The organism is Streptococcus sp. SN3, from assembly GCF_030439905.1.
Genome location: NZ_JAQFJF010000011.1, coordinates 1 through 23,106 on the forward strand (window position 1 = coordinate 1; position 23,106 = coordinate 23,106).

The following is a 23,106-nucleotide window of genomic DNA, read 5'->3' on the forward strand; positions in this document are numbered from 1 at the left end:
AGGATAAATCGTCGTATCAAAGCTCATTCATAAGTAGTAAATTAGTAGTAAATTGAGTGGTTTTGACCTTGATAAAGTGTGATAAGTCCAGTTTTTATGCGGATAACTAGATTTTTATGCTATTTTTTCTTTAAAAAACATATGAAATAAGTGAAATTTTAATCACTTTCTTCTTATTTATATAGCAAAATAGTTTGTATATCAACAATAATTCAATTGTTTTGACAGGAAAATTTGTAAATCAAAAGAATGAAACAAAAAACGCTTACAATGGTGGCAAAAGATTGACTATTCGATATTTTAGGAGTAAACTAAGGAAGTAAATTTTAAAATATAAAGGAGAAGTCATCATGAATTTAACATATTTAGGACTTTGTTTGGCCTGCTTGGGCGTATCAATTGCTGAAGGTATGATTATGAGTAATCTATTTAAGGCAGCAGCTCGTCAGCCAGAAATTATCGGTCAATTGCGAAGCCTCCTAATCTTGGGAGTAGCCTTTGTTGAAGGTACTTTCTTTGTAACGCTGGCTATGTCCTTTGTTATCAAATAAGAAAGGATTCTCTTTAGAAAAGGGGGTGTCATCTGTTGGAAGAAAGTATTAATCCAACTATCAATATAGGTCCTGTGACCTTTGATTTGACCCTGCTGGCCATGACTCTGCTGACGGTGTTTGTAACTTTTGGACTTGTTTATTGGGCAAGTCGAAAGATGACGATTAAGCCGTCAAGAAAGCAGAATGCTCTGGAATATATCTATGATTTTGTCATTGATTTTACCAAGGGAAACGTTGGCGAGCATTATATGAAGAATTACTCGCTTTTTCTATTCTCCCTCTTTCTTTTCGTAGCTGTGGCGAATAACTTGGGATTAATGGCTAAGGTTCAGACAACCAATGGTTTCAATCTCTGGACATCGCCGACAGCCAATCTCGCTTTTGACTTGGGCTTCTCTCTTTTAGTGACGGTATTCTGTCATGTAGAAGGAATTCGTCGTCAAGGTATAAAAGGATATCTAAAAGGTTTTGTGACTCCAGGTATCATGACACCCATGAATATCTTGGAAGAATTTACCAATTTTGCTTCGCTAGCCTTGCGGATTTATGGAAATATTTTTGCAGGTGAAGTATTGGCTGGTTTGCTCTTGACTTGGGCACATCAAGCAGCGTATTGGTATCCGATTGCCTTTATTATGAACATGGTTTGGACTGGTTTTTCCATCTTTATTTCCTGTATCCAAGCCTATGTTTTTACCATGCTAACATCTATGTATCTTGGTAAGAAAATTAATGGTGAGGAAGAATAAAAAGAAAGGATAGATAAAATGAATATAACCGTAGGTGAAATTATTGGCAACTTTATCCTGATTGCTGGCTCCTTTCTTCTTTTAGTATTTCTCATTAAGAAGTTTGCTTGGGGCAATATTATCGGGATTTTAGATCAGCGTGCTCAAAAGATTTCAGACGATATTGATGGTGCAGAAGCTGCCCGTAAGAAAGCTGAAGACTTGGCGCAAAAGCGTGAGGAAGCTCTGGCAGGCAGTCGGGTCGAAGCAGTTTCTATCGTTGAGACAGCTAAGGAGACAGCTGAGAAGAATAAGGCTGGAATCCTAGCTAATGCAGCAGAAGAAGCAGGGCGCTTGAAGGCTAAAGCCAATCAGGAAATTGCCCAAAACAAGGCAGAGGCTATGAGCAGCATCAAAGGAGAAGTGGCTGACTTGACAGTGGCTCTGGCTAGTAAGATTTTGAGCCAGGAACTGGATAAGGAAGCTCAGAGCGAGCTCATCGACCGCTATATCAAACAGTTAGGAGATGCCTGATGGATAAGAAGCAATATGCAATCATTGAGAAATATGCTTTGCCTTTTGTTCAGACGGTCTTTGAAAAAGGTCAGCAAGAAGATGTTTTTGAAAAACTGAGTCAGATTAAGGCTGTTTTTGCGGAGACCGGCCTTGCTGACTTTTTGTCACATATCGGCATCAGTGACCATGAGAAAGAGAAGAGTCTGAGACTCTTTCAAAACTCTGGTTCGCAATTGCTTGATAATCTGATTGAAATCGTCATTCTCAATCATCGTGAGGACCTCTTTTATGAGATTGTGCTGGAGAGCCAGCACCAGCTTGAAAAGATTAGCAATGAGTTTGAGGTGACGCTACGCTCTGTTCAGCCTTTGACAGCCAGTCAGAAGGAGAAGATTCGGCCGATTATTGAGCAGAAGATGGGCCTAAAAGTCCGTTCGCTCAAGGAAGAATTGGACAGCAGCTTGATTGGTGGCTTTGTCATCTCTGCCAATAACAAAACAATTGATGCAAGCATAAAACGTCAATTACAAGTCGTAAAAGAAAAATTGAAATAGAAAGTGGTGTGAATTTTGGCGATTAACGCACAAGAAATCAGCGCTTTAATTAAGCAACAAATTGAAAATTTCCAGCCAAATTTTGACGTCACAGAAACAGGGGTCGTCACTTATATTGGTGATGGAATTGCGCGTGCTCATGGTCTGGATAAGGCTATGAGCGGAGAGCTGTTAATCTTTGAAAATGGCTCTTATGGTATGGCGCAAAATCTAGAGTCGACCGATGTTGGGATTATCATCTTGGGAGACTTTACAGACATTCGTGAGGGAGATACCATTCGTCGGACTGGTAAAATCATGGAAGTTCCTGTGGGAGAGGCCTTGATTGGACGGGTTGTTGATCCGCTGGGTCGTCCTGTTGATGGACTTGGTGACATTGTCACGGACAAGACACGTCCGGTTGAAACACCGGCTCCTGGTGTTATGCAGCGTAAGTCAGTATCTGAGCCTTTGCAGACAGGTCTCAAGGCTATTGATGCCTTGGTTCCGATTGGCCGCGGCCAGCGGGAGCTGATTATCGGGGACCGTCAGACTGGGAAGACGACCATTGCCATTGATGCCATCCTGAACCAGAAAGGTCAGGATATGATTTGTATCTATGTGGCGATTGGTCAGAAAGAATCTACCGTTCGTACGCAGGTAGAAACGCTCCGTCAGTATGGTGCTTTGGACTATACCATTGTCGTGACAGCCTCTGCTTCACAGCCGTCGCCTTTGCTTTTCCTAGCGCCTTATGCTGGTGTAGCGATGGCAGAAGAGTTCATGTATAATGGCAAGCATGTTTTGATTGTCTATGATGACTTGTCTAAGCAGGCTGTAGCCTACCGTGAACTGTCCCTCTTGCTCCGTCGTCCGCCAGGCCGTGAGGCCTTTCCAGGAGATGTTTTCTATCTGCATAGCCGTCTCCTGGAACGTTCAGCCAAGGTTTCTGATGAGCTGGGCGGTGGTTCAATTACAGCTCTGCCATTTATTGAAACACAGGCGGGAGACATTTCAGCCTATATCGCGACCAACGTGATTTCAATCACTGACGGACAAATTTTCCTCAGCGACAGCCTGTTCAATGCTGGGGTACGTCCGGCCATTGACGCAGGTTCTTCTGTATCACGGGTTGGGGGCTCTGCCCAAATCAAGGCTATGAAGAAAGTAGCTGGAACTTTGCGTATTGACCTGGCTTCTTATCGAGAGCTGGAGGCCTTCACTAAGTTTGGTAGTGATTTGGATGCAGCAACGCAGGCCAAGCTCAATCGTGGCCGCAGGACTGTAGAAGTCTTGAAGCAGCCGATTCATGAGCCGCTGCCGGTTGAAAAGCAGGTCGTGATTCTCTATGCTTTGACCCATGGTTTCTTAGACAGTGTGCCAGTAGATGATATTCTGCGCTTTGAGTCAGAACTATTTGCCTACTTTGATGCACATCAAGAAAGCATTTATGAAACCATTCGGACAACGAAAGATCTTCCAAGCGAAGAAGTCTTGGATGCTGCCATTACTGAGTTTATTGACCAGTCTAGCTTCAAATAAGAATAGAGGTGTCAGATGGCAGTTTCATTAAATGATATTAAAAATAAAATTGCATCCACGAAAAACACCAGTCAAATCACCAATGCCATGCAGATGGTTTCTGCTGCTAAGCTGGGAAAGTCTGAGGAAGCAGCTAAGAACTTTCAGGTCTATGCCCAGAAAGTGCGTAAGTTAGTTACGGATATGCTGCATGGCCACGAGGCAGAAAATGCCCGTCATCACTCAATGTTAATCAGTCGGCCAGTTAAGAAATCAGCCTATATCGTCATTACTTCTGACCGCGGGCTAGTAGGTGGCTACAATGCGACTATCCTTAAGGCTTTGATGGAGCTGAAAGCTGAGTACCATCCGACAGGAGAGGACTTTGAAGTCATCTGTATCGGAAGTGTTGGTGCTGATTTCTTCCGAGCTAGGGGCATTCAGCCAGTTTATGAACTGCGTGGTCTAGCAGATCAGCCTAGCTTTGATGAGGTCCGTAAAATCATTAGCAAGACTATTGAGATGTATCAGAATGAGCTCTTCGATGAGCTCTATGTCTGCTATAATCACCATGTCAACAGTCTGACCAGTCAGATGCGGGTGGAGCAGATGCTGCCAATCATTGACTTGGATCCCAATGAAGCTGATGAAGATTATACGCTGAATCTGGAACTGGAATCCAGTCGGGATTCTATCTTGGATCAACTGCTGCCCCAGTTTGCAGAGAGCATGATTTACGGTGCCATTATTGATGCCAAAACAGCTGAGAATGCTGCCGGCATGACTGCTATGCAGACAGCAACAGACAATGCTAAAAAGGTCATCAGTGATTTGACTATTCAGTACAACCGCGCTCGGCAAGCTGCCATTACGCAGGAAATTACTGAAATCGTGGCGGGTGCAAGTGCCCTAGAATAAGGCCACAAATGAATTAGAAATTAAACGAGGGAAAAAACATGAGCTCAGGCAAAATTGCTCAGGTTATCGGGCCGGTCGTAGACGTTGCGTTTGCTGCCGGAGACAAACTACCTGAGATAAATAATGCACTTGTAGTCTATAAAAATGATGAGAAAAAATCAAAAATCGTCCTTGAAGTAGCTCTTGAGCTTGGTGACGGTGTGGTGCGGACCATTGCCATGGAGTCGACCGATGGTTTGACGCGTGGTTTGGAGGTCTTGGATACTGGTCGTCCGATTTCTGTGCCAGTTGGCAAGGAAACTCTGGGGCGGGTGTTCAATGTCCTTGGGGATACTATTGACTTGGATGCGCCTTTTGCAGAAGATGCAGAGCGCCAGCCGATTCATAAAAAGGCACCGACCTTTGATGAACTATCAACTTCATCAGAAATCCTGGAAACAGGGATCAAGGTTATCGACCTTCTAGCTCCTTATCTGAAAGGTGGGAAAGTCGGTCTCTTTGGCGGTGCCGGAGTAGGGAAAACAGTCCTGATTCAGGAATTGATTCACAACATTGCCCAAGAACATGGAGGGATTTCTGTCTTCACAGGTGTTGGTGAACGGACGCGTGAAGGGAATGACCTCTACTGGGAAATGAAAGAGTCTGGCGTTATCGAAAAGACGGCTATGGTCTTTGGTCAGATGAATGAACCGCCAGGAGCTCGGATGCGGGTTGCTCTTACCGGACTGACCATCGCGGAATATTTCCGTGATGTGGAGGGTCAGGACGTGTTGCTCTTTATTGATAACATCTTCCGCTTTACGCAGGCTGGTTCGGAAGTGTCTGCCCTTTTGGGACGCATGCCATCAGCCGTTGGTTACCAACCAACACTTGCTACAGAAATGGGACAGTTACAAGAACGGATTACCTCAACCAAGAAAGGTTCCGTTACTTCCATCCAGGCTATCTATGTGCCAGCGGATGACTATACTGACCCAGCACCAGCAACAGCTTTTGCTCACTTGGACTCTACGACCAACCTAGAACGGAAATTGGTTCAGCTGGGGATTTATCCAGCTGTGGATCCACTCGCTTCCAGCTCTCGTGCCCTTTCACCAGAGATTGTCGGAGAAGAGCACTATGCAGTGGCAGCAGAGGTTAAGCGGGTCTTGCAACGTTATCATGAATTGCAGGATATCATTGCTATCCTTGGTATGGATGAGTTGTCAGATGATGAGAAGACGCTGGTTGCACGTGCGCGCCGGATCCAGTTCTTCCTGTCACAGAACTTCAATGTGGCGGAGCAGTTTACTGGTCAACCAGGATCTTATGTGCCAGTAGCTGAAACGGTTCGTGGCTTTAAGGAAATCCTTGAAGGTAAGCATGATAAGCTGCCAGAAGATGCCTTCCGTGGTGTGGGCTCCATCGAGGATGTATTGGCCAAGGCTGAGAAAATGGGATTCTAAGAGGTGAATGATGGCTCAAATGACAGTACAAATCGTGACACCGGATGGTCTTATTTATGATCACCATGCTGCATTTGTTTCCGTAAAGACCATTGATGGTGAGCTGGGGATTTTGCCCCGCCACATCAATACCATCGCTGTTTTAGAAGTAGATCAGGTCAAAGTACGCCGGGTTGATGATGACAAGCATATCGACTGGATTGCAGTTAATGGCGGCATCATTGAAATTGCAGACAATGTCATTACCATTGTGGCGGACTCAGCTGAGCGTGAGCGAGATATCGACATTAGTCGGGCTGAGCGGGCTAAGCTCCGAGCTGAGCAAGAAATCGAAGAAGCACATGATAAGCATTTGATTGACCAAGAACGCCGGGCTAAGATTGCCCTGCAGCGGGCAATCAACCGGATCAATGTCGGAACAAGATTATAAGAAGCTATTTTGCCTAGATTGATGGAAGTCATTCATCATCTGGTAAGGTACTTTCATGAATACAAACTGAATACGCAAAACTGAGGCAGATCTGTCTCAGTTTTCTTTTCCAAAGAAAAAGGGCGGGACTGTTTAGTTCGTCCCTAACAGGAGTCTTGTGGTATAATAAAAGCTATGGTAGAAGTTATTTTTAAATTATGCAGTCATTTGCTCTTTATTTTCTTTGCCTTTCATCTGCTGTCAACTGTTGTTGAGTGGGAGAGGTTTTTCAAGGTTAATGCCGATAATGCGATGAAGATTCGCTTTTTGATTCTCTTGTTTAGCATTGCCTTGGGCTATTTAGTCAGCCTTTTCTTCATTGGTATTTACGATATGAGCCGGGCGATTTTTAATGGTACTTTATAAGGTCATATTTTTGATTTTATGGTATGATAGTATGGATGATTTTAAAAATTTAGAGTAAGGAATCGGTATGGAAAAAATTATTATTCAAGGTGGAGATAATCGCTTGGTCGGAAAGGTCAAGATTGAAGGAGCAAAAAATGCGGTCCTGCCTCTTTTGGCAGCGACAGTCTTGGCTAGTGAGGGCCAGTCTGTTTTGAAAAATGTTCCGGTCTTGTCTGATGTCTTTACCATGAACAATGTGGTCCGCGGTTTAAACACTCAGGTGGATTTTAATCAGGAAGAAAATACAGTTGTTGTGGATGCAACTCAGCCTTTGTCTGAGGAGGCGCCTTACAAATACGTCAGCAAAATGCGGGCGTCTATCGTTGTTTTGGGGCCAGTTCTGGCTCGTAATGGTCATGCTAAGGTTTCCATGCCAGGCGGCTGTACGATTGGCAGCCGGCCTATTGACTTGCACCTGAAGGGCTTAGAAGCCATGGGAGCTCAGATTACCCAAACAGCGGGTTATATCGAAGCGAAGGCAGAGCGACTCAAGGGTGCCCACATTTACATGGACTTTCCTAGTGTGGGAGCAACGCAAAACATCATGATGGCTGCTACGCTGGCTCAAGGCACCACAGTGATTGAAAATGCTGCTCGGGAGCCTGAAATCGTTGATCTAGCCCTATTTTTGAATGAAATGGGAGCCAAAGTCAGAGGAGCGGGTACAGAGACTCTGACCATTGTCGGAGTGGACCAGCTGCGAGGTGCCAAGCATAATGTGGTTCAAGACCGTATCGAAGCAGGAACTTTTATGGTTGCTGCAGCTATGACCAGCGGTGACTTGCTGATTGAGGATGCCATTTGGGAGCACAATCGTCCCCTGCTTTCCAAAATGCAGGAAATGGGAGTGGAAGTGACAGAGGAAGATGAAGGGATTCGGATTCGTTCCGATGTTTCGAAACTTAGACCGGTTGCGGTCAAGACCCTTCCTTATCCAGGCTTCCCAACGGACATGCAGGCTCAGTTTACGGCGCTGATGGCCATGGCAAAGGGCGAGTCTACGATGATTGAGACCGTCTTTGAGAACCGCTTCCAGCATCTGGAGGAAATGCGTCGGATGGGGCTGCACTCTGATATCATGCGTGACACAGCTCGTATCTGGGGCGGAGGCAGCTTGCAGGGTGCTGAAGTCATGTCAACAGACCTTCGGGCCAGTGCGACTTTGATTCTGATGGGCTTGATTGCTGAAGGCGAGACTAAGGTCAGCAAGCTGGTACACTTAGACCGAGGCTACTATAAATTCCATGAGAAATTGGCAGCCTTGGGAGCCAAAGTGAAGCGTGTAAAGGAAGAAGACGATGAGTGAAAATCTTAAATATTTAGGCCGGCAGATTGGCCTTGTTCTACTGGTTCTCCTGGTAGCCGTGATTCTCTTTCTCGTGTCTCTGATGATTGGCTATAACATTATCGGAAACGGTAAGGGCTCAGTTTTTTCACCAGAAACCTGGCAAGAATTAATCGGGAAGTTTACTGGAAACTAGCTCCTAGTCGAAAAGACTGGCTGAAATGAATCCAGTTTGCTAAGTTGAAAGAAAGAAGATGAAAAGAAAGACTAGTCAGAAAAGGAATTCTAAGAGCCTGCAAGGCTGGGCTGGGCTGACTCTGGCCTTTATTTTGGCTCTGGCTGGCTATTTCTGGGGACAGGATGGTCAGCAGCCACTTCAGAGTCCAAATTCAGAAATCAGAGTTGGGCAAGTTCAAGATCAGGGCACCCCTAGTCGGAAACTGGCTGAGAGCGTTCTGACGGATGCTGTCCGAGCTCAACTCAAAGGCAGCATTGAATGGAATGGAGCTGGTGCCTTTATCGTGAATGGGAATAAGACAGACTTGGATGCGGGGATTTCTAGCAAACCCTACGCTGACAATAAGACCAAGCTTGTACAAGGGCAAACCCTTCCGACAGTGGCGAATGCCTTTTTATCCAAGTCTACCCGTCAGTACAAAAAACGGGAAGAAACTGGAAATGCCAACACTTCATGGGTACCGGCAGGCTGGCATCAACTCAAGAACCTCCCTGGTGAGTACAACCACGCTGTGGACCGAGGACATCTCTTGGCCTATTCGCTGATAGGTGGTTTGAAGGGCTTTGATGCCTCCACCAGCAATCCTGCTAATATCGCTGTGCAGACGGCCTGGTCCAACCAAGCCAATGAAGCAGACTCGACAGGGCAGAATTACTACGAGACAAAGATCCGTAAGGCCCTTGATAAGAACAAGCGGGTGCGCTACCGGGTAACCTTGATTTATGCCACGGAGACTGATTTAGTGCCAGTTGGTTCTCATCTAGAGGCCAAGTCCAGCGATGGCAGTCTGGAATTTAATGTCTTTATCCCGAATGTGCAAAAAGGGATTCGTTTGGACTATAATAGTGGCAAGGTCAGTCAGGAGACGGGTTCTTAATTTTATACTCAAAAATGGATTTGCAAAGAGTATTCAATAGTATGAAAAGAAATGGTTGCAGATTTGTAGTCATTTTCTTTTATACTAATTGATGAAAGAAGGCGAATTTTTCAGTCTTCTTTAAGAAAGCGGTGGTAAAATCAACGTTCTCTTACAATCTAGTAAAGGAGGTTGCGATGAGACTTATTTTTAAAAGCATCCGGTTCCTCATGCGTCTGATTGGGCGCGTGGTTTGGGGACTTGCCTGGTCCTTTGTCCTGAGCTTTATGGTTATTGTCGGAATTTTCTATTTTACCACTTCGACAAAACCGGGTACAGAGGGACTGACGCAGGCTGTTCAGACAGCTGTTGGCAGAGTGGATCAATTTTTAAATCACCAAGGCATTTCCACGGGACTTCACAGCAGTGAGGAGACGCAGACGGATCAGCTGACAGATGAGCATGCAACAACAGGGGCTCGTTGGGATCAGCCAAGCGCCACGATTTATATCGATACAAATAATGATACCTTCCGTTCAGCCTATAAGGAGGCCATTGATTCTTGGAATCAAACAGGTGCCTTCACCTTTCAAATCATCAATGACAAAGACAAGGCGGACATTGTTGCGACGGAGATGAACGATGGTAACGTCAGTGCAGCTGGTGAAGCTGAGTCACAGACCAATCTCCTAACCAAGCGGTTTACCCATGTCACGGTTCGCCTTAATAGTTACTACCTGCTGGACAGTCGCTATGCCTATTCTCATGAGCGGATTGTCAATACAGCAGCGCACGAATTGGGCCATGCTATCGGATTAGACCATAATGAGGAGGAATCAGTGATGCAGTCAGCAGGCTCATTTTACAGTATCCAGCCGACAGATATCCAGGCTGTAAAAGACTTGTATCAATCGTAAGCCTATGTTAAAATCTATTTTTTACTTGATTCGACACTTTCCAGAGCAAGTTTTTCTCTTTGTTTTTAACTCAGGAATCTTTGTCTGGCTATGGAAAAGCAGCAATGAGATTGCCAACCAGCTAGGAGTGACAGCGGCTTGGGAAAATCATGTTCCAGCACCCATTCAGCTCTTCTTCGGTCAGAATATTGAGGCAGTTCAGGGCTTTTTTCACAATTCCGCCTTTATGTGGCTAGTCGGATCCATGATTATCCTTCTGGCTATTCGTATAATCAAGGGAATGATTAAATTTGTTGTCTTTGTAGTTCTGATTCTGCTGGGAATTTATCTGATTTTGCAGAATCAATCTATTCTCAATAGTTTTATGTAAGGCAGTCTGGTATGGCTGCCTTTTTTCTTTTGGGGAGCTGAGTGCGCTTTCTCTTGAATTCTGATAGCTGTGCTTCGGGAAATCTGCTATAATGGTCTTATGATTATTTTACAAGCAAGCAAGATTGAGCGCTCTTTTGCAGGGGAGCTTCTTTTTGACAATATTAACCTGCAGGTAGATGAGGGTGACCGGATTGCCCTCGTCGGTAAAAATGGAGCTGGGAAGTCAACCCTGCTCAAGATTTTGGTGGGCGAGGAAGAGCCTACTTCTGGTCAGATCAATAATAAACGAGACCTGTCTCTGTCCTATCTGGCTCAGGACAGCCGCTTTGAGTCGGAGAATACCATCTACGATGAGATGCTGCTGGTCTTTGATAGTCTGCGTCAGCAAGAGAAGCGCTTGCGGCAGATGGAGCTACAAATGGGAGAATTGTCAGGGGAAGAGCTGACTGCTCTCATGACCCAGTACGACCAGCTGTCAGAGGACTTTCGCCAGAAAGGTGGTTTTACCTACGAGGCCGATATTCGAGCGATTTTGAATGGCTTCAAGTTTGACCAGTCCATGTGGCAGATGAAGATTTCTGAGCTTTCAGGAGGGCAGAATACCCGGCTGTCTCTGGCTAAGATGCTTTTGGAAAAGCCAGAACTGCTGGTACTGGACGAGCCGACCAACCACTTGGATATCGAGACCATTGCCTGGCTGGAGACTTACTTAATCAACTACAGCGGTGCCCTGATCATCGTCAGCCACGACCGCTATTTCCTAGACAAGGTTGCGACCATCACGCTGGACTTGACCAAGCATTCCTTGGATCGCTATGTGGGCAATTACTCTACCTTCGTGGTCCAAAAGGAGCAAAAGCTGGCCACTGAAGCCAAGAACTATGAAAAGCAACAGAAAGAAATCGCTGCGCTGGAGGACTTTGTCAATCGCAATCTGGTTCGGGCTTCCACAACCAAGCGGGCTCAGTCCCGTCGTAAGCAGCTGGAAAAGATGGAGCGTTTGGACAAGCCGGAGACCGGCAGCCGCTCGGCTAATATGACCTTCAAATCTGATAAAGTTTCGGGCAATGTTGTTCTGACCCTGGAAGATGCGGCTATTGGCTATGGCGAGGAAGTCCTGTCGGAGCCGATTAACCTTGATATTCGCAAGTTCAATGCGGTAGCTATTGTCGGGCCAAATGGGATTGGAAAGACGACCTTGATTAAATCACTAATCGGGCAAGTGCCCTTCATCAGAGGCAAGGAGCAGCTGGGGGCTAATGTGGAAGTGGGCTACTATGACCAGACCCAGAGCAAACTGACTGCCAGCAATACGGTTCTCGATGAGCTATGGAATGACTTCAAGCTGACGCCAGAGGTCGAAATTCGCAATCGCTTAGGCGCTTTCCTCTTCTCGGGGGACGATGTCAAGAAGTCTGTCGGCATGCTATCAGGTGGAGAGCGAGCGCGGCTGCTTCTAGCCAAGCTGTCTATGGAAAACAACAACTTCCTCATCCTAGACGAGCCGACCAACCACCTGGACATTGACAGCAAGGAAGTGCTGGAAAATGCCCTGATTGACTTTGACGGCACCCTGCTCTTTGTCAGCCATGACCGTTACTTTATCAATCGCGTGGCCACTCAGATTATCGAGCTCTCTGAGACAGGCTCCACCCTTTATCTGGGTGATTATGACTACTATCTGGAGAAAAAGGCAGAGCAGGAAGCCTTGCGTGAGGAGACGGAGCAGGTTGATTTAGATAAGCCTGCCCCTGCCAATGACTATCAGCTTCAAAAGGAAAACCAGAAAGAACAGCGCCGGCTGGCCCGCCGCCTAGAGCAATTGGAAGCGCAAATCGAGGACTTGGACAGCCAGATTAGTCAGCTTCAGGAAGCCATGCAGGCTACCAACGACGCCAGTGAACTCATGGAGAGCCAGCAGCAAATCGACCAGCTGACCGCCGCCCAAGAAGAAGCCATGCTAGAATGGGAAGAACTGGCGGAGAAGGTGTAGGAGTATGCAGTTTCTGTGAGAAATGAGCTTCTTAGAGCTCAAAATGCTTAATTCACATGTGAAATCAGCCAAAAAAGAGTAAAAAACGAATTTTTACATGTGTTCTGAGATTTTTTCGAGGAAAATAAACTATTCTTCATGCAATCTAAGTTCTTTTAGAGAAAAGTCAGTCCGTCAGATTTTCTGAAAAGCTATTTTGGAGCAAAACGACTCTGTCAGATTTTCTGACGGTTGGTCTGAGAGCAAATCCCGAACTTTCTATTTTCTGACGAGTTCTTTTAGCAGAATCTGCTTTTTCCGATTTTCAGCCAATAAGATTTTGCCGAAAAGAGCCTCGTCTGAAAATAAAATCCGAACAAGGGGCGGTGAAGGTAGTTTTGAAAGAGCGACTAGGGAAGCGAAACAGTAATTAAAGGAATTGAAGTGGTAAACAAATGGAAGATTTAGGCAAAGTTTTTCGTGATTTTCGTTTAAATGGACATTATTCATTGAAGGAAGCGGCTGGTCAGGTTTGCTCGACCTCTCAGCTGTCTCGTTTTGAGCTGGGTGAGTCGGACATGACCCTCTCGAAATTTTTAGATCTCTTGGATAATATTCATGTGACCCTTGAAAATTTTATAGACAAGGCCCGGAATTTCCAGCAGCATGAGCACGTGGCCATGATGGGTAAAATTATCCCTCTTTACTACTCAAATGACATCAAGGGATTTCAAGACTTGCAAGCGGAGCAGTTGGAAAAGGCCAAGGCCAGCAGTGCGCCTCTTTACTATGAGCTGAATTGGATTTTGATGCAGGGCTTGATTTGTCAGCGGGACAGTCAGTTTCGCATGAGGCAAGAAGATTTAGATAAGGTGGCCGATTATCTCTTTCAAGTGGAAGATTGGACCATGTACGAGCTGATCCTCTTTGGAAACCTCTATAGCTTTTATGATGTGGACTACGTCTACCGTCTGGGCAGGGAAGTCATGGAGCGAGAAGACTACTATAAAGAAATCGGTCGCCATAAGAAATTGGTCTTGATTTTAGCCCTCAATTGTTACCAGCATTGTTTGGAAAGTCGTTCTTTTGATAAGGCTAGTTATTTTGAGGCTTACGTAGAGAAAATCATTGGCAAGGGCATTAAACTCTATGAACGCAATGTGTTCCTCTATCTCAAGGGGTTTGCTGCTTATCAGAAGGAGCAGAAGAAGCAGGGCATCAAGCAAATGCAGGAAGCCATGCACATCTTTGAAGTGCTGAATTTACCTGAGCAAGTCGCTTATTATCAAGAGCATTTCCATAAGTTTGTAAAAGTATAATTTCCCAAATATGGGAAAAATAAAGAATCTCCCTCCATTCCTGATACAATAGTTTCAGAAATGAAAGGAGGTATTTTTATGAATCGACAGGCAGCACAGCTGATTACACGGGCTGCTATTAATAAAATTGGAAATATGCTTTATGACTATGGAAATAGCATCTGGCTTGCTTCTTTGGGAGCTCTGGGACAGACGGTCTTGGGCATTTATCAGATATCTGAGCTAGTTACTTCCATCTTATTCAATCCTTTTGGAGGAGCCATTACGGACCGCTTTTCCAGGCGTAAGGTTTTGATGGTAACAGATTTGATTTGTGCTGGTCTTTGTCTGCTGATTTCTTTTATTTCAAATGACCAGCTCATGATTGGAGCGTTGATTTTTGCTAATGTGGTTCAGGCTATAGCCTTTGCCTTTTCTCGGCCAGCTAATAAGTCTTATATTACCGAAATTGTGGACAAGGAAGACATTGTAACCTACAATTCTCATCTGGAATTGGCCTTGCAGGTTATCAGTGTCTCAGCTCCAGTTTTGTCTTTTATCGTAATGCAGTATGCAAATTTGCGCGTGACCCTTCAGCTGGATGCTCTTAGCTTCTTTCTGGCTTTTGCCTTGGTTTACTTTCTGCCTAATCATGAGCCAAGCAAGCAGAAGTCTCCCATCAATCTTGGCAATATCCTGAGAGATATCAAGGAAGGGCTAGTCTATATCCGTCAGCAAAAAGAAATCTTCTTTCTGCTCTTGGTAGCTTCTGCAGTCAATTTTTTCTTTGCGGCCTTTAATTATCTATTGCCTTTTACTAATCAGCTCTATGAAAAGACCGGCTCTTATGCAACTATTCTGAGTTTGGGAGCTATAGGCTCAATCGTCGGAGCCATTCTAGCTAGCAAGGTTAAGGCCAGTATGGGCAACTTACTTGTAGCCCTGCTATTGACAGGTGTTGGAGTCGCAGTCATGGGCATCTCTGCCTTGCTACCGGTTCATCCATATTTCTCCTATTCTGGTAATCTTATCTGCGAGCTCTTTATTACTGTTTTCAATATTCATTTCTTCAGCCAGGTTCAGACCAAGGTGGACAAGCAGTATCTAGGCCGCGTTTTCTCAACAATCTACACGCTGGCAATTCTTTTCATGCCTCCTGCGACTTTTCTGATGACTGTTCTGCAGAGTGTCCATACCTTTTCCTTTCTCCTAATTGGTTTTGGAGTGATGGGATTGGCTTTGATTTCCTACCTTTATCAAAAGAGAATACAAAAAGACTAGGCTGGATTTCCAACCTAGTTTTCTGTATGGGAATTTTTAAGTGCTTCTTTGGTTTTTTTAAGCTCTTTTTTCAGTGAGAAATTTTTCACCATGCTGATGAGAAAGGTCGTGACAGAGCCTAGGAGCACTGAGACCAAAATCAATATGATTAAGGGCAGTTTGAAGCTAAATAGGATAAAGCTAACATTGACGCTCTGCATATTGGCCAAGGAAATACCAGCCACCAATAGAATGATAATTAAAAGCAGGATATAATGCAATTTTTCTTTCATAGTGATTCTCCTGTTTATCTATTCAAACTCAGCCTTGCTCTTGATATCTCCATATTCTTCTGGGATTTCTTGGGCAAGGATATCTTCATAAGCGGCTAGTTGAATATCTGAGCCATATTTGTTTTTCAGAGCGGTGGTCACCAGACGGTAGGCCAAGTTCGCATTGCGGGACAAGATAGGGCCATGGAAGTAGGAGCCAAAGACATTTTTATAATGAACACCCTCGCAACCATCCTCTTGGTTGTTGCCATTTCCATAGACGACTTTGCCCAGAGGTTTTTCATCGTCCGAGAGGAAAGTCCGTCCTTGGTGATTTTCAAAGCCGTAGTAGGTCTCATTGAATTCTTCGTTATGAATCTTGATGTCACCGATATAGCGGTTTTTGGTCTGGTTGAGGGTATAGTGACCCATGATGCCCAGGCCTTCGATTCGTCGACCAGAAGCTTCGATATAGTATTGGCCTAAGAGTTGGAACCCACCGCAGATAGCTAGCACTACGCCGTTTTCATTGATAAAGCTTTCCAAAGCTTCTTTTTTAGCTTGCAGGTCACGAGCCACGATCGTTTGCTCATAGTCTTGACCTCCGCCAAAGAAGACGATGTCGTAGCTGTCCTTGTCAAAGTCATCTTCTAGAGAGACGATATCGACTTCAACCCTAGCACCTAGCTTTTCAGCCACATACTTGAGCATGAGGACATTGCCGTTGTCACCGTAGGTATTCATGAGATTGCCATAGAGGTGGGCAATCTTTACATTGTAGCGATAGTCCTGGTTTTCGGGAGAAGTGAGGGATCTGTATACCATTAGTTCATCTCCTTTCTGACCACTTGCCGTTCTGCTAGTAACTCGCGGAATTCCAGCATAGCGGTATAAGTTGCTAAGATATAGGCATGCTTGGTTTCTTGCTGCTCAATGGTCTTAAAGACTGCTTCCAAATCTTTGACTTCAGTAATCTGATCTGCTGGATAGCCCGTTACCCGCAGTCGACGAGCAATCTCGGAGTGGCGCACACCACCTGCAATGACATGAGGAATCTCCATCTCTAGAATCTTCTCAAAATCAGCATCCCAGATCCAGCTGGTATCAATGCCGTCTGCATAGTTGGCATTGAGTAGGACAGACAAGCTAAAGTCAAAGGGTGCAAGTCCAATCATATCCAAAGCTTGGGTGGCTCCGACCGGATTTTTAATCAAGACTAAGGTACATTCCTTATCGCTAATTTTGAAGGTTTCCTGACGGCCAAAGACAGCCCGGCTCTTGTCAAAGCCAGCCTTGATAGTAGCTGGCTCGACACCAAAGAACTGAGCTACTGATACAGCGGCCAAGGCATTGTAGATATTATAAAGTCCTCCGATATTGATTTGATAGTCTTGACCATCAATGGTAAAGGCCGAGCGGTTATGCTCAAGTGTTTTGAGAGCGGTCAGGCTGTAGTCAAGTTTAGGACGCTTGAAGCCACAGTCCTCACAGATATAAGCTCCCAGATTGGCATAAGTGTTGAGCTCATACTTGAGGATGTGCTCGCACTTGGGGCAGAGGATGCCCTCTGTATTGTAGTGAGCCAGCTGAGCTTGGCCTTTCTCGGTATCAAATCCATAGTAGCGGACAGGATTCTTCAGACTGACCGAGTTAAAGAGGGGGCTGTCACCATTCATCAGTACAGTCGCTTCAGGCACTTTAGCTGCAGCATCCAGAATCATCTGGTAGGTCGTGTAGATCTCACCATAGCGGTCCATCTGGTCACGGAAAATATTGGTAAAGACGAAGAGGCTAGGCTTGATATAATCACAAATCCGAGATAGGCTGGCTTCATCTATTTCCAGCACAGCGATATTCTTGCCAGATTTGCCTTTTTTAGCTGTCAGGAAGGTTGTCGTAATCCCGGTAATCATATTGGCACCGCTGGGATTGGTCACCACTTCTCCGAAGGCTTCCTTGAGAATGCCTACTGTCAGAGCTGTAGTCAGGGTTTTACCATTGGTTCCGGTAACAACAACGACCTCATAGTTCTTTGCTAGGTTTTGTAAAATATTTTTGTCAAATGTCAGGGCAACTTTCCCTGGCAGGGTCGAGCCACGTCCCATTTTGCTGAGAACAAAGTGGGAGGACTTGCCTGCCAAGAGGCCCAAGGCTGTATTTATCTTCATAAGAAATATTTTATCATAAAAAGTAAAGAAGGTTACAGAAAAATATTGACAAACGTGATATAATGGGTTGGTAAGTCTTTAAGCGTTAAGACCCACTGTAAAATAAAAAGAGAGAAGTTAATTGAGTAAACTCTGACTACAAGACAAAATCAGGCTATTACTAGATTTAATAAGTTCGATTTGTTGCTACAGCTGTTTGATTTTGTTTGTAGAGGAGTAGGAAGTCTAAGTATGAATTTTCAACAACTAACCAATCTCCAATATTGGGCCAGTTTGTTTTCTGACCCTTGGAGGATTGTAATTAATATTATTGACGTCGCTATCGTCGCATGGATTTTATATTATCTAATCAAGGCCATTGCCGGTACCAAGATTATGATTCTGGTCCGCGGGGTGCTCTTCTTTATCTTGGCACAGTTTTTTGCCAATATCATTGGCTTGACCACCATTTCTTGGTTGATCAATCAGGTCATCACCTACGGGGTCATTGCGACCGTGGTGATTTTCTCGCCTGAGATTCGAGCAGGATTGGAAAAGCTGGGCCGGGCAACAGATATTTTTTCTACAACGCCCATCAGTAACGAAGAAAAAATGGTTCAGGCCTTTGTCAAGTCTGTTGCCTATATGAGTCCGCGGAAAATCGGGGCTTTGGTGGCTATTCAGGGAACCCGCACCTTGCAGGAGTACATTGCAACAGGGATTCCTTTGGATGCAGATGTGTCCGGAGAGCTGCTAATCAACATTTTTATCCCTAATACGCCATTGCACGATGGAGCTGTTATTATAAAAAACAATAAGATTGCGGCTTCCTGTGCCTACCTGCCTCTGACAGAAAGCAGCGGTATCTCTAAGGAGTTTGGAACCCGGCACCGCGCAGCTATTGGCCTGTCTGAAGTATCCGATGCTTTTACTTTTGTCGTTTCAGAAGAAACCGGCGGTATTTCCACTACGCACAATGGAATTTTCAAGCATGATTTGACTTTGGATGAGTTTGAGATAGAGCTGAGAAAGGTCTTCTTATCAGAGCAGGACAAGCCAGCAGGTTTGAAAAAACGCTTCATGGGAGGATGGAAGAAATGAAAAAACGTAAAAAAATTCTTTATATCATCTCTTCGTTTTTCTTTGCCCTAGTGCTTTTTGTCTATGCAACCTCCAGCAGTTATCAAAACAATACTGGAGTTCGACAGGTCACATCTGAAACTTATACCAATACGGTTTCCAATGTGCCGATTGACATCAAATATGACAGTGAGAATTACTTTATCAGCGGTTTCACTTCTGAAGTTTCCGTCGCTCTGACAGGCTCCAACCGGGTCAATCTAGCCAGTGAAATGCAGGAAAGCACTCGAAAATTTAGAGTCGTTGCTGATCTTTCCAAGGCTACAGAAGGCACAGTAGAGATTCCGCTAAAAGTGGAAAACCTACCGAGCGGTCTGACTGCTACAGTCACTCCGCAGAAGATTTCTGTTAAGATTGGTAAAAAGGCCAGCAAGAAGGTTGAGGTCCGCTACCTCATCACAGACAGCCAGGTGGCTGAAAATGTGTCTATCAGTGGTGTGACCTTGGAAAATAAGGAAGCTACAGTTACCAGTGACGAGGAGACCCTGTCTAAGATAGAGTCTGTCGTGGCCATTCTCCCGACTAATGTCATTATCACTGGCAACTACAGCGGAACAGCACCGCTGCAGGCTGTTGATGGTCAGGGAAATGTCATGCCAAGCGTGGTGACACCATTTGAAACAACTATGCGTGTCAACACTAAAACAGCAGACAGCTCAGGCTCGTCTTCCTCTAACAGCAGCTCAAATACGAGCTCATCAAATAAAAACTAAATAAAATTTTGAAAATAAACTTGGATTAAAGCAATCTGCCTTGCTTGCAGCCTATATCTTTACATCCAGGTCTTATGAAAGGAAACTATTTATAATGGGTAAATACTTTGGAACCGATGGTGTTCGCGGAGAAGCAAATGTAGAATTAACGCCGGAATTGGCCTTTAAACTTGGCCGCTTTGGTGGTTATGTTCTGAGCCAGCATGAAAGTGAAGTGCCTCGGGTCTTTGTTGGCCGGGATACTCGAATTTCAGGAGAAATGCTGGAAAGCGCCTTGGTTGCAGGACTTTTGTCCGTTGGGATTCATGTCTATAAACTGGGTGTCATTGCAACGCCTGGTGTAGCTTATCTGGTCAAGTCAGAGAAAGCCAGCGCCGGAGTCATGATTTCTGCCAGCCACAATCCAGCTTTGGATAATGGTATCAAATTCTTTGGTGGTGACGGCTATAAGCTGGATGATGAGCGTGAGTTGGAAATCGAAGCTTTGCTGGACGCAGCAGAAGATACCCTGCCACGTCCAAGCGCAGAAGGTTTGGGTGACTTGGTGGATTATCCAGAAGGACTGCGCAAGTACCAACAATACTTGGTATCAACCGGCTTAGAACTAGAAGGAATGCATGTAGCTTTAGATACGGCCAACGGTGCGGCTTCAACCAGTGCCCGTCAGATTTTTGCGGATCTAGGCGCACAGTTGACCATTATCGGAGAAAATCCAGATGGCCTCAATATCAATCTGAATGTTGGATCTACGCATCCAGAAGCTTTGCAGGAAGTTGTCCGTGAGTCTGGTGCCGCGATTGGTCTGGCCTTTGATGGAGATAGCGATCGCATGATTGCAGTAGATGAAAATGGCGAACTGGTAGATGGTGACAAGATTATGTACATCATCGGTAAGTACCTGTCTGAGAAAGGTGAGCTGGCGCAGAATACAATTGTTACGACCGTCATGTCCAACCTAGGCTTCCATAAGGCTTTGGAGCGTGAAGGTATTCAAAAGGCTGTGACCGCAGTCGGTGACCGCTATGTTGTAGAGGAAATGCGCAAGAATGGCTATAATCTAGGTGGCGAGCAGTCTGGACATGTTATCATCATGGACTACAATACGACAGGTGACGGTCAGCTTTCAGCTGTGCAATTGACCAAGGTCATGCAGGAAACAGGTAAGAAACTTTCTGAATTGGCTGCTGAAGTAACCATCTATCCGCAGAAACTGGTCAATATCCGTGTGGAAAACAGCATGAAGGATAAGGCGATGGAAGTCCCTGCTATCAAGACGGTGATTGAGAGAATGGAAGCCGAAATGGCTGGCAATGGCCGGATTTTGGTTCGTCCGAGCGGAACAGAACCTCTGCTGAGGGTCATGGCTGAAGCACCGACTGACGAAGAAGTAAATTATTATGTAGATACCATTGCTAATGTTGTTCGAGATGAAATTGGGATAGACTAATAAATGTAAAGAAACTGAGACATAATGTCTTGGTTTTTTTATATTCGTATGAATTTTTAAACACTTTGAATAAAAATGTTGATAAATTGCAATACTCTTGGTATAATAAGCTACGAAAGGAGTATAAGATGAAAAATAAGAAAACACTTATTCTTAAAATTTTAATCTTGTTAACGGCCATTGTTACAGGTCTTGGTTTGGCTGCTAGGACACAGGCTGCTGAGGTAACAGATTATACCCAGCAAACAAGCATTACCAAAGATGGTGTGCCATTAACAAGTGACTCAACAGTTATGACCAATGAAACTCTGTCTGTAACAACTAGTTTCACATTCCCGTCATCTCAAACTATCGCTGAAGGGGACACTCTTACTTTCTCACTGCCGCAGGAATTAACCCTGATTACTCCCTTAAACTTCCAAGTATCTGATGTTGTCAATCACAAGGGAGAAGTAGTCGGAAAAGCTCAAGCGAATCCAGCAAGTCAGACGGTTACAGTAACGTTTAGTAATTACTTTACTAACTACACCGAACAAAAAGAAATGTCCCTGACTTTTAATGTACGAGTTAATAACGACAAGGTGCAAAATTCAGGGCCGGTTTCCTTCAAATTTGGCCAGACAGATTTTTCTTTCCAATATGAAAAGGTAGAAGGAACTGCTGGTGAATATGAAATGAAATATGGTTACCAAGACAGTAGCGATCCAAAGATTGTCAAATGGCGCATTATCCTGAATGCAAGACAGGACATGCTTCGTAACATGGTGATTTCAGACAACTTTGGCGACGGTCTGACACTGGTACCAGGTACACTGCGCGCAGTTCGTTATGCTCCTGTAGAAGGTGGTATCCGCAATGAAGCGCACTTGCTGACTCTGCCTGTTTTGGATAACTTCACTAACAAGGCGGTTCTTACGCAAAATGCTAATGGTGATGCTAATGGCTTTACCATCAACTTTGGTGATAACTACAACTGGCCAATGTACATCGAGTACTCTACTCGCGTACCAGATGGTGTTCAAGTAGGTGATGTGGTTAACAACACCTTGTCTTGGACAGCTAAAGGCTTCCCAGAGCGTACTATTACTAAGTCAGTCCGCTTAGAAGATGGTTCTGGTAAAGGAAGCGGATTGTTGGCAAAAGACGTAATGATTAAGGCTCAGAAGAAGCTTGTTAACAAAGAGTTAGAAAAAGGTCAGTTTACCTTTGGTCTCTTTGACGAAAGTGGTAACTTGCTTCAAACTGTTACCAATGAAGCAGACGGCTCTATCAACTTCAAGGCTTTAAACTACAGTGCTGCTGGTACTTACCGCTATAGCATCAAGGAAATCCCAGGAAACGATTCTAACTACGTCTATGATGACAAGGAAGCACAGCTGACAGTTACTGTAACAGATGTTAATGGTGAGCTTTTAGGCTCTGTCAAGTATGACTTGGATCCAGTCTTTACAAATACTTATAGAGGTAATGATCCAGGTAAGTCAGTTCAGCCGCCAACTCCTGGCAATAACAACAATCCAAACAATCCAAATAACAACCCTAACAACAATCCAAACAATAATCCGAATAATACCCCAGGTAATGGTAACAATACCCCTGGTAACAGTTCCGATAATCCAAAGGGTGGAACAGACAATCCAGGAAATGGAAATAACAATTCAAACAATGGTACCAATGATCCGGGTGCTGCAGGAGGCAACAAAAAAGTTCTGCCTAAGACTGGTCAAGAAACTACACTTTGGCTGTCAGTTGCAGGTTTGGCAATCTTAGTTGGCTTTGGAAGCTATGTCTTTCTTCAAAAGAAGACTAGATAAGATTCAAAGGTTTTAAGAGTTTTCTCTTAAAGCCTTTTTACATACTTTTCCATTTGAAAAAACGGAGCAATCATGTTAGAATAGACCTAGTAATTTTTAAAGGATAGAGGTGTTATCGTGGCTTTTGGAGATAACGGACAACGCAAAAAAACAGGATTTGAAAAATTGACGATGCTGGTCGTGATTATCATGCTCATCGTGACAGTTGGAGCTATCTTTGCTTCCGCTCTCAGTGCAATCTTTTAATCCAAACGCTTCAGGGCGTTTTTTTAGACTAGAAAAA

At 44.6% G+C, this 23,106-nt stretch carries 25 protein-coding genes; 22 read left to right on the forward strand and 3 right to left on the reverse strand.

The window, feature by feature from the left end; all coding sequences use genetic code 11:
- The first annotated feature begins 350 nt into the window (after positions 1-350).
- The 17 genes from PCY71_RS13930 to PCY71_RS14010 all read left to right on the forward strand — a co-directional run bounded on the left by PCY71_RS13930 (position 351) and on the right by PCY71_RS14010 (position 15,311).
- Positions 351-551, forward strand: a complete 201-nt coding sequence (locus PCY71_RS13930) for a F0F1 ATP synthase subunit C (protein ID WP_002896005.1) — start codon at positions 351-353, stop codon at positions 549-551.
- 35 nt (positions 552-586) lie between these two features.
- Positions 587-1,303, forward strand: coding sequence for a F0F1 ATP synthase subunit A (gene atpB / locus PCY71_RS13935; RefSeq protein ID WP_002910186.1), 717 nt, complete (start codon positions 587-589; stop codon positions 1,301-1,303).
- An 18-nt stretch (positions 1,304-1,321) separates the two neighbouring features.
- Positions 1,322-1,816 carry a F0F1 ATP synthase subunit B gene (gene atpF / locus PCY71_RS13940; protein ID WP_002910185.1) on the forward strand — a complete coding sequence of 165 codons (495 nt, stop codon included), beginning with the start codon at positions 1,322-1,324 and terminating at the stop codon, positions 1,814-1,816.
- A complete protein-coding gene (locus PCY71_RS13945; RefSeq protein ID WP_002904151.1) occupies positions 1,816-2,352 on the forward strand; it encodes a F0F1 ATP synthase subunit delta in 537 nt (178 codons plus the stop codon). The genes atpF and PCY71_RS13945 overlap by 1 nt, the downstream gene beginning before the upstream one ends.
- Positions 2,353-2,367: 15 nt before the next feature.
- Entirely contained in the window at positions 2,368-3,873 is a 1,506-nt protein-coding gene (gene atpA / locus PCY71_RS13950) for a F0F1 ATP synthase subunit alpha (protein ID WP_002895997.1), read from the forward strand.
- A gap of 15 nt (positions 3,874-3,888) precedes the next feature.
- Positions 3,889-4,770: a F0F1 ATP synthase subunit gamma gene (locus tag PCY71_RS13955; RefSeq protein ID WP_002895995.1), complete on the forward strand. Its 882-nt coding sequence runs from the start codon at positions 3,889-3,891 to the stop codon at positions 4,768-4,770.
- Between the two features lie 38 nt (positions 4,771-4,808).
- Entirely contained in the window at positions 4,809-6,215 is a 1,407-nt protein-coding gene (gene atpD / locus PCY71_RS13960) for a F0F1 ATP synthase subunit beta (RefSeq protein WP_002895993.1), read from the forward strand.
- Between the two features lie 7 nt (positions 6,216-6,222).
- Complete coding sequence (locus tag PCY71_RS13965; RefSeq protein WP_002904155.1) at positions 6,223-6,645, forward strand: F0F1 ATP synthase subunit epsilon; 423 nt, start codon at positions 6,223-6,225, stop codon at positions 6,643-6,645.
- A 174-nt stretch (positions 6,646-6,819) separates the two neighbouring features.
- Entirely contained in the window at positions 6,820-7,050 is a 231-nt protein-coding gene (locus PCY71_RS13970) for a DUF1146 family protein (RefSeq protein WP_002897901.1), read from the forward strand.
- A 67-nt stretch (positions 7,051-7,117) separates the two neighbouring features.
- Positions 7,118-8,398, forward strand: coding sequence for a UDP-N-acetylglucosamine 1-carboxyvinyltransferase (murA, locus tag PCY71_RS13975; protein ID WP_002897900.1), 1,281 nt, complete (start codon positions 7,118-7,120; stop codon positions 8,396-8,398).
- The gene (locus PCY71_RS13980) at positions 8,391-8,573 is read left to right on the forward strand and encodes a DNA-directed RNA polymerase subunit beta (protein ID WP_002910183.1); all 183 of its coding nucleotides are present in this window, start codon (positions 8,391-8,393) and stop codon (positions 8,571-8,573) included. Before murA ends, PCY71_RS13980 begins: the two co-directional genes overlap by 8 nt.
- 58 nt (positions 8,574-8,631) lie before the next feature.
- A complete protein-coding gene (locus tag PCY71_RS13985) occupies positions 8,632-9,492 on the forward strand; it encodes a DNA/RNA non-specific endonuclease (protein ID WP_002919358.1) in 861 nt (286 codons plus the stop codon).
- 176 nt (positions 9,493-9,668) lie between these two features.
- On the forward strand, positions 9,669-10,388 hold the full coding sequence (locus PCY71_RS13990; protein ID WP_048774432.1) for a matrixin family metalloprotease: 720 nt from the start codon (positions 9,669-9,671) through the stop codon (positions 10,386-10,388).
- Between the two features lie 4 nt (positions 10,389-10,392).
- The gene (locus PCY71_RS13995; protein ID WP_048774430.1) at positions 10,393-10,758 is read left to right on the forward strand and encodes a hypothetical protein; all 366 of its coding nucleotides are present in this window, start codon (positions 10,393-10,395) and stop codon (positions 10,756-10,758) included.
- Between the two features lie 99 nt (positions 10,759-10,857).
- Complete coding sequence (locus tag PCY71_RS14000) at positions 10,858-12,753, forward strand: ABC-F family ATP-binding cassette domain-containing protein (protein ID WP_301412783.1); 1,896 nt, start codon at positions 10,858-10,860, stop codon at positions 12,751-12,753.
- Between the two features lie 434 nt (positions 12,754-13,187).
- Positions 13,188-14,051: a MutR family transcriptional regulator gene (locus PCY71_RS14005; protein ID WP_301412784.1), complete on the forward strand. Its 864-nt coding sequence runs from the start codon at positions 13,188-13,190 to the stop codon at positions 14,049-14,051.
- A gap of 78 nt (positions 14,052-14,129) precedes the next feature.
- Positions 14,130-15,311, forward strand: coding sequence for an MFS transporter (locus PCY71_RS14010; RefSeq protein ID WP_301412785.1), 1,182 nt, complete (start codon positions 14,130-14,132; stop codon positions 15,309-15,311).
- Between the two features lie 14 nt (positions 15,312-15,325).
- On the opposite strand, the gene PCY71_RS14015 is transcribed toward PCY71_RS14010, so the two are convergent.
- The 3 genes from PCY71_RS14015 to murT are packed head-to-tail and all read right to left on the reverse strand — an operon-like array spanning position 15,326 to position 17,730.
- Complete coding sequence (locus PCY71_RS14015; RefSeq protein WP_301412786.1) at positions 15,326-15,583, reverse strand: LapA family protein; 258 nt, start codon at positions 15,581-15,583, stop codon at positions 15,326-15,328.
- A gap of 18 nt (positions 15,584-15,601) precedes the next feature.
- Complete coding sequence (gatD, locus tag PCY71_RS14020; RefSeq protein ID WP_301412787.1) at positions 15,602-16,387, reverse strand: lipid II isoglutaminyl synthase subunit GatD; 786 nt, start codon at positions 16,385-16,387, stop codon at positions 15,602-15,604.
- A complete protein-coding gene (gene murT / locus PCY71_RS14025; protein ID WP_301412788.1) occupies positions 16,387-17,730 on the reverse strand; it encodes a lipid II isoglutaminyl synthase subunit MurT in 1,344 nt (447 codons plus the stop codon). Before murT ends, gatD begins: the two co-directional genes overlap by 1 nt.
- A gap of 231 nt (positions 17,731-17,961) precedes the next feature.
- Here murT and cdaA point away from each other — a divergent pair, with 231 nt between their 5' ends.
- The 5 genes from cdaA to PCY71_RS14050 all read left to right on the forward strand — a co-directional run bounded on the left by cdaA (position 17,962) and on the right by PCY71_RS14050 (position 23,069).
- A complete protein-coding gene (gene cdaA / locus PCY71_RS14030) occupies positions 17,962-18,810 on the forward strand; it encodes a diadenylate cyclase CdaA (RefSeq protein WP_002902726.1) in 849 nt (282 codons plus the stop codon).
- Complete coding sequence (locus PCY71_RS14035; protein ID WP_002902728.1) at positions 18,798-19,562, forward strand: YbbR-like domain-containing protein; 765 nt, start codon at positions 18,798-18,800, stop codon at positions 19,560-19,562. The genes cdaA and PCY71_RS14035 overlap by 13 nt, the downstream gene beginning before the upstream one ends.
- Positions 19,563-19,656: 94 nt before the next feature.
- Positions 19,657-21,009, forward strand: coding sequence for a phosphoglucosamine mutase (gene glmM, locus PCY71_RS14040; RefSeq protein ID WP_048774412.1), 1,353 nt, complete (start codon positions 19,657-19,659; stop codon positions 21,007-21,009).
- A 65-nt stretch (positions 21,010-21,074) separates the two neighbouring features.
- Positions 21,075-22,823, forward strand: coding sequence for an Ig-like domain-containing protein (locus tag PCY71_RS14045; RefSeq protein ID WP_048774410.1), 1,749 nt, complete (start codon positions 21,075-21,077; stop codon positions 22,821-22,823).
- Positions 22,824-22,940: 117 nt separating this feature from the next.
- Positions 22,941-23,069: a DUF4044 domain-containing protein gene (locus tag PCY71_RS14050; protein ID WP_002895969.1), complete on the forward strand. Its 129-nt coding sequence runs from the start codon at positions 22,941-22,943 to the stop codon at positions 23,067-23,069.
- Positions 23,070-23,106 lie beyond the last annotated feature (37 nt).